This window comes from Streptomyces gobitricini, from assembly GCF_039532985.1.
GTDB lineage: Bacteria > Actinomycetota > Actinomycetes > Streptomycetales > Streptomycetaceae > Streptomyces > Streptomyces gobitricini.
Genome location: NZ_BAAASR010000002.1, coordinates 432,333 through 443,709, shown reverse-complemented (window position 1 = coordinate 443,709; position 11,377 = coordinate 432,333). Strand labels below are relative to the sequence as shown.

The following is an 11,377-nucleotide window of genomic DNA, read 5'->3' as shown; positions in this document are numbered from 1 at the left end:
CGACAACGAACCGGAGTACCGTGTCCGCGCCCTCCACACCGAGGACACGGTCACCGTCTACCAGGCGTACACGCCGGGGATCGGCGGTCCCGCCGCCCGCGCCGGCCGCTTCCCGGTCACCTGGAAGCGGGACCGGATGACCTGGATCAAGCCGAGCTTCCTGTGGATGATGTACCGCTGCGGCTGGGCGACGAAGGAGGGCCAGGAGACCGTCCTGGCCGTGGAGATCACCCGCGAGGGCTTCGCATGGGCGCTGCGCCACGCCTGCCTGTCGCACTACGTGCGGGGCTTCCATCCCGACCAGGCCGCCTGGAAGCGGCAGTTGCGCCGGTCCCCGGCCCGCGTCCAGTGGGACCCCGAGCGTGACCTGCGCCTGGCGCCGCTGCCGTACCGCTCGCTCCAGCTGGGCCTCGCGGGCGAGGCGTCCGCGCGGTACGCCGACGAGTGGACGGTCTCCCTACGGGACGTGACACCGCTCGCGCACGAGATGCACGCCCTGGTGCGGGAGGGCGACCTGGACGCGGCGGCACGGCTGATGCCCGAGGAACGCCCGTACCCGGCCGGTGCGGAGCTCCTCGGGCACCTCGTCCCTTAGCGGGCCGCGGAACGCAGCGGGCCGGCCGGGGAAGGTGACGGGTCCCGGAAGGTGGCGGGCCCGGGAAGGTGACGGGCCCCGGAAGGTGGCGGTCCTAGAACAGCGAGTGGAGCAGCTTGTCCGGGGAGCCCGGCAGGGCGTTTCGCACCGTGCCGCTGGTCGCGTTGTCCACCAGCGCGTCCCGTACCCGCGCCGGGGACGCGGCCGGGTGCTCCGACAGGTACAGCGCGGCCACGCCCGCCGCGTGGGGCGCCGCCATCGACGTCCCGGAGAGGGTGTTCGTCGCCGTGTCACCCGTGCGCCAGGCGGAGGTGACCCGCACGCCCGGGGCGAAGAGGTCCACGCAGGTGCCGTAGTTGGAGAAGAAGGCCCGGCGGTCCGCGCTGTCCGTCGCGCCGACCGTGATCGCCTCCGGGACACGGGCCGGGGAGGTGCCGCAGGCGTTCTCCGGCAGGCCGAGGATGTTGCCGTTGCCCGCCGCGATGGCGTACGAGACGCCCGAGGCGATGGAACGCTTGACGGCGCTGTCGAGCGACGTGTTGGCGCCACCGCCCAGGCTCATGTTGGCGACCGCCGGCTTCACGGCGTTGGCGGTCACCCAGTCCACGCCCGCGATGACCCCGGCGGTCGTGCCCGAGCCGTCGCAGTCCAGGACGCGGACGGCGATGAGCCGGGCGGCCTTCGCCACGCCGTACGTCTTCCCGCCGACCGTGCCGGCGACGTGCGTGCCGTGGCCCTGGCAGTCCTGGCCGTTCTGCCCGCCTCCGACGGTGTCCGTCCCGACCACCGCCCGGCCGCCGAACTCGCTGTGCGAGGTGCGGATGCCGGTGTCGATGATGTACGCGTTCACGTTCGACGCGGTGGTGCGGTACGTGTACGTGGTCGACAGCGGCAGGTCGCGCTGGTCGATGCGGTCCGGCCCCCAGGTGGCGTCCCTCTGGGTGGCGTTGAGGCGGACCCTCTGGTTCTGCTCGACGTACGCGACCCTCGGGTCGGCGGCGAGGACGGTGGCCTCGGCCTTCGACAGGGTGGAGGAGAACCCGTGGAGCGCGCTCCGGTACGTGTGCCGCGGCGTGACACCGAGGTCGGCGGCGCTCGTGGAGCCGTCCGCCAGGACGACGATCCAGCTGTCCGGCACGGCGGTTTCCGTGGGGGCGAGACGGAGATCGACGACCTGCGCGGTGTGCGCGACCTGCGCGGCGTGCGCGGCGTGCGCGGCGGGGGTGACGGCGAACGGCAGGCCGGCCGCGAGGGCGAGGAGGGGTATCAGCACGCCGATGCGGCGGCGGGGCCTGCGGGACGGGGCTCTCATCTAGGGGGCACCTGGCCTTTCTTCATCCGGACGGCCCCACAGCGTCCCGACTGGTCATGTACCGCACAAGAGTGCTGCTCGGTCCTCCTCACTTCGTCGCCGAACCCCCACGTGAGCATGGCGAATTCTCCATCCTCGGGGGCTCCGGCCGATGCCCCGCCGGCGGTACGCCTCGTCGACGGAGAGTCCGTGCAGGCACATGGGCCCCGACACCGTCCCGGCCGCCGGTACACCGTCCACGTACCGCGGTTGCCGTACGGCGACCGAGGCGCGTACACCTCAGGAAGGCCTCCGAGTTCCGCCGTGCGGCAGCCGAGCCGTGGTGCCGTGACGCTTAGGGTCTGGGTATGCACATCCGAATCCCCCGCCGCTGGGCGGCCGCCTCGGCCGCGGCCGTGGTGCTGCTCGCGGGCGCCGGCACATGGACGGCCGTGGCCTCGGGCGACGACCCCGCCCCGCGCCGCGAGGACAGAGTGCTGGAGATGCCGGGAGCGAGGATCGACACCTCCTTCTTCACCTCCGGCCCCGACGACGCCCGCCGCCCCGCCGTGCTCCTCGGGCACGGCTTCGGCGGCAGCAAGGGCGACGTACGCGCCCAGGCCGAGGAGCTGGCACGGGACGGGTACGCGGTGCTGACCTGGTCCGCGCGCGGCTTCGGGGCCTCCACGGGACGCATCGGGCTGAACGACCCGGACTTCGAGGTCAAGGACGTCTCCAGGCTCATCGACTGGCTCGCGAAGCGCCCCGAGGTCCGGTTGGACGGGGAGGGCGACCCTAGGGTGGGCGTGTCGGGCTCGTCGTACGGCGGGGCGATCTCCCTGCTGGCGGCCGGGTACGACAAGCGGGTGGACGCCATCGCCCCGCAGATCACGTACTGGAACCTGGCGGACGCGCTCTTCCCGGACGGCGTCTTCAAGAAACTGTGGGCCGGCATCTTCTTCACCACCGGCACGGCGGCGTCGTCGGACCAGCCCCCGGGCCGCCCGCCCGGCGAGGGCGAGCGCCCCCCGGGCCGCACACCGGGCCAGGACGAGGCGCCCGGCCAAGGAGCGGCATCCGGCCAGGGCACCGCACCGGGCCAGGGCACCGCACCGGGCCGGAGCACCGCACCGGCGGAAGCCGGACGGGCCGTGGGCACCGCCCCGAACGCCGCGCCCACGGCCGCCTGCGGGCGGTTCCAGGACGAGCTGTGCGCCATGTACGAACGGGTGGCCGTCGCGGGGAAGCCGGACGCCGCCGCCCGGGCGTTGCTCGAAGCGCGCAGCCCGTCCGCCGTCGGCGACCGCGTCGCGGTGCCCACGCTCATCGTCCAGGGGCAGGCCGACTCCCTCTTCCCGCTGTCGCACGCCGATGCCATCGCCAAGGCCGTCCGCGCCAACGGCGCCCCCGTCGCCGTCGACTGGATCGCCGGCGGGCACGACGGCGGCGACCGGGAGACCGAGCGCGTCGAGGCCCGCATCGGCGCCTGGTTCGACCGGTACCTCAAGGACGACACCGGCGCCGACACCGGACCCGCCTTCCGCGTCAGCCGCACCGGCGGGATCGACACCACCGACGGGCAGGCCCGGCTGCGCGGTGCCACCGGCGACAGCTACCCCGGCCTCCGGGCCGGCGACCGTGCCATCGCCCTCAGCGGCCCCCCGCAGACCTTCCGCAACCCCGCCGGGGCGACCCCGCCCGCCATCTCCGCCGTCCCGGGCGTCGGCGGCGGCCTCTCCCAGCTGTCGTCCCTCGGCGTCGGTCTGGCGCTCGACTTCCCCGGACAGCACGCCCGCTTCGAGTCCCGGCCGCTCACCGAACCGCTGCGCATCACCGGCTCGCCCACCGTTCGCGTCACCGTCGCCTCCGACACCGGCGAGGCGGTCCTCTTCGCCAAGGTGTACGACGTCGGCCCCGACGGCCGCCGCCAGGTGCTGCCCGCCCAGCTGGTCGCCCCCGTACGGGTCGAGGACGCCGAGAACGGCAAGGCGGTCGAGCTGACACTGCCGGCCATCGACCACGAGGTGGAGGCCGGGCACCGGCTGCGCCTCGTCCTCGCCGCGACCGACCTCGGCTATGCCTCCCCGGCCACCCCGGCGACATACACCGTCGGTGTGACGGGCGACCTGTCCGTACCGACCGCGCCGGGCGTACGCACCCAGGCAGCCGGCCTGCCCTGGTGGGTGTGGGGCATGCCGGCCGCCGGCGTCCTGATCGCCGCCGCCCTGCTGCTCACCGCCCGCCGCCGGACCACGGCGCCCCCGCCCGATCCGGCGCTCGCCGACGTACCGCTCACCATCAGCGGGCTCACCAAGCGGTACGCCAAGTCCGCCGACCGGTACGCGGTGCGCGAGCTGTCCTTCCGGGTCGAGAAGGGCCAGGTCCTCGGGCTCCTCGGACCGAACGGCGCCGGCAAGACCACCACCCTGCGCATGCTCATGGGGCTGATCACCCCCGACGACGGTGAGATCCGCGTCTTCGGGCACGCGATCCGGCCGGGCGCGCCCGTCCTGTCCCGGGTGGGGGCCTTCGTCGAGGGCGCCGGCTTCCTGCCGCACCTGTCCGGCCGGGAGAACCTGGAGCTGTACTGGCGGGCCACCGGCCGCCCCGCCGGCGACGCCCACCTCGACGAGGCCCTGGAGATCGCCGGTCTCGGCGACGCCCTGGCCCGCGCGGTCCGCACCTACTCGCAGGGCATGCGGCAACGGCTGGCCATCGCCCAGGCCATGCTCGGCCTCCCGGACCTCCTCATCCTCGACGAGCCCACCAACGGACTCGACCCGCCACAGATCCGTGAGATGCGGGACGTGATGATCCGGTACGCGGCCGGGGGCCGGACCGTCATCGTCTCCAGCCACCTCCTGTCGGAGGTCGAGCAGTCCTGCACGCACCTGGTCGTCATGGACCAGGGCCGGCTCGTGCAGGGCGGACCGGTCGCAGAGATCACCGGCGCGGGCGACACCCTCCTCGTCACGACGGCCGGCGACGTGCCCGAGCCGTTGATCGCCAAGGTCGGCGCCCTGCCGGGCATCGGCTCGGTGGTTCCCACGGACGGCGGTCTGCTGGTACGGCTGGAGGGTGCGACCGCCTCCGACCTGATCGCGGAACTCGTCCGGCTGGACGTGCCGTTGACCGGCGTCGGCCCGCACCGCCGTCTCGAGGACGCGTTCCTCACGCTGATCGGAGGAGGAGGATCCGCATGAGTGCCCCGGCGACCACCCTGGTCCAGTCCGCACCCGGCTACCGGGCCGGGCACACCTTGCCGCTGCGTGTCGAGGCCGTACGCCAGCTGAAGCGGCGCCGCACCCTCGTCATGGGCGCGATCCTGGCCGCCCTGCCCCTCGTGCTGATCGCGGCCTTCGCGATCGGCGGTACCCCGGACAGCCGCGACAACGGCCGGATCACCCTGATGGACACGGCGACCGCGTCCGGCGCCAACTTCGCCGCGACGTGCCTGTTCGTGTCGGCCGGTTTCCTGCTGGTGGTGCCGGTGGCGCTGTTCTGCGGCGACACCGTGGCGTCCGAGGCCAGTTGGTCCTCCCTGCGCTATCTGCTGGCCGCTCCCGTGCCGCGTGCCCGGCTGCTGTGGTCGAAGCTGGCCGTGGCACTCGGATTCAGCGCGGCGGCGATGCTGCTGCTGCCGCTGGTGGCTCTCGCCGTGGGAACGGTGGCCTACGGGTGGGGTCCGCTGGAGCTGCCCACGGGCGGCGCCCTCAGTCCGGCGGGCAGCGTGCCGCGCCTCGCGCTGGTCGTCGCGTTCATCTTCGTCTCCCAACTGGTCACGGCGGGCCTCGCCTTCTGGCTGTCGACCAGGACGGACGCCCCGCTCGGCGCGGTCGGTGGCGCGGTCGGTCTGACGATCATCGGTAACGTGCTGGACGCGGTGACGGCGCTCGGCTCCTGGCGCGACGTCCTGCCCGCACACTGGCAGTTCGCGTGGATCGACGCGCTCCAGCCGCAACTGGAGTGGAGCGGCATGCTCAAGGGCTCGGCGGTGTCGGTGACGTACGCCCTGGTCCTCTTCGCGCTCGCCTTCCGGGGCTTCGCCCGCAAGGACATCGTGTCCTAGGCGCCGAACCCCGCCTCACAGCCAGCCCCGACGAGCCGCTTCCGCTCCCGCCCGGAAGCGGCTCGTCGTGCCCAGGGCCCCGAGCAGCTCGCCCACGCGACGGCTGTACGTACGCCCCGATATGCCCAGCCGCGCGGCGGCCGTCTCGTCGGTGAGCCCCGCCAGCAGGGCCTCCAGCACCGGCCGCAGATGCCCGGGCAGCGCCCCGGGCGGCGACGGCCGGGCCGGGAACTCGTCGCCCGTCTCCCACCAGGAGTGGTGGGCCCGCACCAGGGCCTGCACCACGACCGGGTCGCGGATCAGCAGCAGCCCGTTGTAGAGCAGTTCGAGGTCGAGGGGGATCACGGCGACCGTGCGGTCCACCACGATCATCTTGAAGGGGATGGACTGCGTCAGTCTGGCCCGTCCCGGAAGCTGAGCCGCCCCGGCGGTGTCGGCGGCGGCGACCCGGGACAGCGCGTGGCGCGGCACGATCTGACGGACCGTGGCGACCCGCTCCGTCGCCGTGCGCACGCAGGTGCCGGCGAGCTCCAGGAAGGGCTCCGGGATCGGCAGGCCCAGGCAGGCGGCCGGGTCGTCGAAGGTCAGCAGCTCGTGGCGGGCGGACTCGGTGAGCGCGGCGAGTGTCGCGCTGATCTGTCTCACCCCTCGCACCGGCTGCCCGGCCGGGCGAGGTGCCTGCTGTGGCGCGGCACGCACCGGTGTCGCCTCTCTTAAGGCCGCTCGGCCGAGCACAGAGCCCGGAACGTTCGTCACGGCTGACCACCCCCGCCATCCCCTGGAACGTACGCAACTCCATGTACGCATGTGACTGCGTACGGTGACAAGACCTTGTTCTGCGGTTGGCGAGTCCAAGCCAAGCCCTGCGCCGGGCCTCACGGGCCGCTCCACGTTGCCGCATTGAGACACATCCGCAACACCTTCGTCTGCTTCCGCGGGGGCTCCTCGGACGTCACATTCACAAGTGCCGACGATTCGCGCGGACCCGGTCCGCGCGGACACGAGACCTGGGGGACCGAGTGGGAACGCACCGATGGAACACGGGCCGGGCGCGCCGGGCCGCACTGGCGGCGACGCTCGCCGGAGGACTGCTGCTCGCCGGATGCTCCGGCGATACCGGTACCGGTACCGGCACCGACCGCACCGCCGCCCGTGGCAGCGGCAGCGGCAACCGTGCGCCGGCGCCCGGAGCACCGGCGCCCGCGCCCGGCGCCCGGGACGGCGCACCGCGCCCCGGCGCCGACGGCCGGGACGACGAGGCGCGCGAGGCGCCGCCCGCCGGCCACCTGTCCACCTTCGCGCTGGACGTCGACACCGCCTCGTACGGTTACGCCCGCCGCACCCTGGCCGAGGGGAGGCTGCCCGCGGCGGACACCGTGCGCCCCGAGGAGTTCGTCAACAGCTTCCGCCAGGACTACCCCAAGCCCGGCGGCAACGGCTTCACCGTGACCGTCGACGGCGCCCGTACGCGGGTGGAGAACTGGTCGCTCCTCCGCGTCGGCCTGGCCACCCTCCCCGCCGGCCGGCACGACGAACGCCCGCCCGCCGCCCTCACGTTCGTCGTCGACATCTCCGGCTCCATGGCCGAGCCCGGCCGCCTCGACCTGGTCAAGGAGTCCCTCGGTGTCCTCACCGACCAGCTCCGCGACGACGACTCGATCGCCCTGGTCACCTTCAGCGACGAGGCCGAGACCCGGCTCCCCATGACCCGCGTCGAAGGCAACCGCGACCGCTTTCACGGTGTCATCGACGAACTGGCGACATCCTCGTCCACCAACGTGGAGGCGGGCGTGACCACCGGATACGACACCGCCGTCGAAGGCCACCGCAAGGGCGCCACCAACCGGGTCGTCCTGCTGTCCGACGCCCTCGCCAACACCGGCGAGACCGAGGCGCGGGCCATCCTGGACCGGATCGGGGACGAGCGCCGCGAGTACGGCATCACCCTCTTCGGGGTGGGCGTCGGCAGCGAGTACGGCGACGCGCTGATGGAACAACTCGCCGACAAGGGCGACGGCCACACCACCTACGTCTCCACCTCCGAACAGGCCCGCAAGGTCTTCGTCGACCAACTCCCCGCCCACGTCGGACTGCGCGCCAGGGACGCCAAGGCACAGGTGGCGTTCGACCCCGGGAAGGTGGAGGAGTTCCGGCTCATCGGCTACGACAACCGGCGGGTCGCCGACGACGACTTCCGCGACGACCGGGTGGACGGCGGCGAGGTCGGCCCGGGCCACCAGGTGACCGCGATGTACGCCGTGAAGACCCGCCCCGGCGCCCTGAACGGTGACGGACACCTCGCCACCGCCACGGTCCGGTGGCTCGACCCCGCCTCACGCGCCCCGCACGAGCGGTCCGGCTCGCTGACGTCCGGCGCCCTCGCCGCCCGGCTGTGGGACGACGGCACCAAGCCGGGCCTCCGCGTGGCCGCCGCGGCCGCCTACTTCGCCGACTCCCTGCGCGGCGGGGAGCTGCCGGGTGCGCCCACCCGTGCCGAACTCGCCGAGCACGCGGACCGACTGGCCCGTACGACGGAGTCCAAGGTGGTGGCGCAGCTCGCCGAAGCGATCCGCCGGGCCGACGACCTGCGGGACTGACCCCCTTCGTCCACAGGCCCCGGCCCCGTGCGCGAACGCCTGCCATCATGACCGCATGCCGACGCTGCTGCTCGCCCTCGCGGTCCTCTCCACCGGCCTGTACGCGGGATTCATGCTGATCTTCCTGACCGGCGTCATGCCCGCCCTCGCGCGGCTCACCGACGAGCAGTTCGTGACGGTCATGCGGCGTGTCAACGAGTACGTGCCCCGAGCGGCCTTCCTCACCGTCTTCGCGGGCGTGGTGGTGTTCCCCGCCCTGGCCCTCGCCCTCCCGGGCCAGGGCGGGCCCGGCGCCCGGAGGTGGCTGATCCTCGCCGGGCTGGTGTGCGCGGCGCTCACCCACCTGGTCACCGTGGTCGGGAACGTCCCGCTCAATAACGCGCTCGCCGCCTCGGACGACGGCGAGCCCGGCCCGGCCAGGCAGGCGTTCGAGTCCCGCTGGAACACCTTCCACCTGTTCCGTACGGTGCTGATCACGGCGTCCTTCGTCCTGCTGGTCACCGCCTCGCTCACCTGACCGGGTGTGCGCCGTTTGCAGTACGGGAAGTGGCGCGCGGCACCGCGCCGTGTCCGGATGGTCACGTGACCCTCGCGGCGTGGGGGTCACTCACCGACCGACGAGAAACGGACGACCAAACGTGACCCGCACCCACCGTTGGGCCGCCACGGCCTTCACCTGCCTGGCCCTGACCGGCATAGCCGCCGGCCCCGCCCTCGCCTCGGCACCCGCCGACGGCTCCGCCACCGCCACCGCCACCGACGCGGCGTTCCTGCGCGCCTCCCACCAGGGCAACCTGACGGAGATCGCGGCGGGCAAGGACGCCCAGAAGAACGCCACCACCGACTGCGTGAAGCACGTGGGCCAGGTGCTGGTCCGCGACCACACCAAGCTCGACGCGGACACCCGGGCCCTCGCCGACAAGCAGGGCGTCGACCTGCCCGTCGCGCCCTCCAAGGAACAGCAGGACATGCTCGCGGACGTCATGTCCAAGGCGGGCACGAAGGCCTATGACGCGGCATGGCTCGACGCCCAGGCCGCCGCTCACGAGAAGACGCTGGCCCGGATCGACCACCAGATCACCCACGGCAAGAACGCCCAGGTGACCGCCGCCGCCAAGGCCGCTCGCCCGGTCGTCGCCATGCACCTGGACATGGTGCGCGGCGGGAAGTGCCACGCGGCCGCGACGCCGAAGGCCATCCACGCCGGCGACGGCGGCCAGGTCGCGACGTCCCTGGCCGCGGAGGTCCCGGTCGCCCTCGCCGTGCCCGCCGTGGCGCTCGGCGGAGTCCTGGTGGCCGGGGGAGCCTTCTGGGCCGCCTCCCGCATGCGCCGCAACGACAACCGCTGACACTCGTGGGCGCCTGGCCGCGTCATGAGCCCGGCCCGGACCGCGCACTGGTCCGGACCGGGCTCGCGGCGGCCGCCACGGCCGTCGTGGCGTTCCTCTTCCCGTTCTTCCCCGCCCACGTCCGGGCACCGGACGCGGGCTCCCTGCCGGGATCGGCCGCCGCGCCGCCGCCCGCCACCGACGGAACGGCGAGAGCACCGGCGTACTCCCCGCCCGTGGCCCTCACCATCCGGGGCCACCTGCGCACCACGCCGATCGACCCGGTCACCGCCGACACGGCCGGGGCCATGGCCGTGCCCAAGTCCCCCGGCCGCCTGGGGTGGTGGGCCCTCGGGGCGCCACCGGGCGCCGCGCACGGCACCGTCCTGCTGGCCGGCCACCTCGACTCGGCCGACGAGGGCGCGGGCCCCCTCGAAGCCCTCCACGACGTGCCCATGGGCACCCGCGCGCAGGTCACCGCGGCCGACGGCACCCGCCACACCTACCGCATCGTCGCCCGCCGCACGCACCCGAAGAGCGCCCTGCCCGCCGGTCTGTTCGCCTCCGGCGGCGCCCCGCGCCTGGTACTGGTCACCTGCACCGGCGACTTCGACCCCGACGCGCACGCGTACGCGGACAACCTGGTCGTCTACGGCGAGCCGGTCACCTGAAGCCCAGCGGACAACCTGCTGGAGACCACGGAAGGTCACTACCACGCTTAACAGCACCGACAACTCGCGACAGTTGCATACGCGAGCCCACAGTGTCGGCCCCGACTCCCGCGGCGCGAGAGTCCGGACCTCCCGCTGTGCCGTCGCCCCGTGCCCGTGCAGCCACCGTGACCGGCGCCTGAGCACCAACCGCGGATTCGCTGGTCGCTCGCGCACGAATGCCGTCAAAGCGCTTGCTGGTGTCTCCGGGGGCCCTTGGCTGATGACCGCCCCTCGTGCCTTCGCCCTGACTCACGGGGACAGGGCGAAGGCACGTCCGTGGCCTCTCAGTCGATGCAGAACTCGTTGCCCTCGATGTCCAGCATCGGGATGCACGAATCGTTGCCGTCGTACAGCGTGCGCACGTGCACCGCACCGAGCGGGACCAGTCGTGCCCGTTCCGCCTCAAGGGCGGCGAGGCGCTCTTCCCCCACGAGGCCGGTGCCGACCCGCACATCAAGGTGCAGCCGGTTCTTGGCGGCCTTTCCCTCGGGGACACGCTGGAAGTACAGCCGCGGGCCCACCCCTGAGGGGTCGACGCAGGCGAACCAGGAATCCCGCTGCTCAGGTGGCTGTGAGCGCTTGAAATCGTCCCACGTGGAAAACCCCGCCGGTGGCGGCGGTATGACGTACCCCAGCACCTCGCACCAGAAACGAGCGAGCCGCTCGGGTTCCGCGCAGTCGAAGGTCACTTGGAACTTCTTGATCGGCGTCATCGGGTAACTGTACGGCGCGCGCCGGCGCCGGGGCTCCGGGCGCCGACTCCGCGCGGATCGAGGTCTCGCGT

The 11,377-nt window shown here is 73.3% G+C and carries 10 protein-coding genes; 7 read left to right on the top strand and 3 right to left on the bottom strand.

Translation table 11 applies throughout. From position 1 onward, the window contains the following. Positions 1 to 595, top strand: a 595-nt coding sequence (locus ABD347_RS02895; protein WP_344355941.1) for a DUF4291 domain-containing protein, incomplete at its 5' end; no start/stop codon positions are given. A 94-nt stretch (positions 596 to 689) separates the two neighbouring features. On the opposite strand, the gene ABD347_RS02890 is transcribed toward ABD347_RS02895, so the two are convergent. Further along, positions 690 to 1,907 (bottom strand): S8 family peptidase, encoded by a 1,218-nt coding sequence (locus ABD347_RS02890; protein ID WP_344355939.1) that lies wholly within the window; start codon positions 1,905 to 1,907, stop codon positions 690 to 692. Between the two features lie 347 nt (positions 1,908 to 2,254). On the opposite strand from ABD347_RS02890, the gene ABD347_RS02885 reads away from it, so the two are divergent. Then, positions 2,255 to 5,089, top strand: a complete 2,835-nt coding sequence (locus ABD347_RS02885) for an alpha/beta fold hydrolase (RefSeq protein WP_344355937.1) — start codon at positions 2,255 to 2,257, stop codon at positions 5,087 to 5,089. Next, positions 5,086 to 5,955: an ABC transporter permease gene (locus tag ABD347_RS02880; RefSeq protein WP_344355935.1), complete on the top strand. Its 870-nt coding sequence runs from the start codon at positions 5,086 to 5,088 to the stop codon at positions 5,953 to 5,955. The genes ABD347_RS02885 and ABD347_RS02880 overlap by 4 nt, the downstream gene beginning before the upstream one ends. A gap of 15 nt (positions 5,956 to 5,970) precedes the next feature. Here ABD347_RS02880 and ABD347_RS02875 read toward each other — a convergent pair whose 3' ends face one another. Further along, positions 5,971 to 6,600: a DNA-binding response regulator gene (locus ABD347_RS02875; RefSeq protein WP_344355934.1), complete on the bottom strand. Its 630-nt coding sequence runs from the start codon at positions 6,598 to 6,600 to the stop codon at positions 5,971 to 5,973. A 374-nt stretch (positions 6,601 to 6,974) separates the two neighbouring features. Between ABD347_RS02875 and ABD347_RS02870 the strand changes: the two genes are divergently transcribed. The 4 genes from ABD347_RS02870 to ABD347_RS02855 all read left to right on the top strand — a co-directional run bounded on the left by ABD347_RS02870 (position 6,975) and on the right by ABD347_RS02855 (position 10,551). Next, a complete protein-coding gene (locus tag ABD347_RS02870) occupies positions 6,975 to 8,552 on the top strand; it encodes a vWA domain-containing protein (protein WP_344355932.1) in 1,578 nt (525 codons plus the stop codon). Between the two features lie 55 nt (positions 8,553 to 8,607). After that, the gene (locus ABD347_RS02865) at positions 8,608 to 9,069 is read left to right on the top strand and encodes an anthrone oxygenase family protein (protein WP_344355930.1); all 462 of its coding nucleotides are present in this window, start codon (positions 8,608 to 8,610) and stop codon (positions 9,067 to 9,069) included. A gap of 121 nt (positions 9,070 to 9,190) precedes the next feature. Then, the gene (locus tag ABD347_RS02860; protein ID WP_344355928.1) at positions 9,191 to 9,901 is read left to right on the top strand and encodes a DUF4142 domain-containing protein; all 711 of its coding nucleotides are present in this window, start codon (positions 9,191 to 9,193) and stop codon (positions 9,899 to 9,901) included. 5 nt (positions 9,902 to 9,906) lie between these two features. Beyond that, positions 9,907 to 10,551: a class F sortase gene (locus ABD347_RS02855; RefSeq protein WP_344355926.1), complete on the top strand. Its 645-nt coding sequence runs from the start codon at positions 9,907 to 9,909 to the stop codon at positions 10,549 to 10,551. A gap of 326 nt (positions 10,552 to 10,877) precedes the next feature. On the opposite strand, the gene ABD347_RS02850 is transcribed toward ABD347_RS02855, so the two are convergent. Continuing rightward, entirely contained in the window at positions 10,878 to 11,306 is a 429-nt protein-coding gene (locus tag ABD347_RS02850; protein ID WP_344355924.1) for a VOC family protein, read from the bottom strand. Positions 11,307 to 11,377 lie beyond the last annotated feature (71 nt).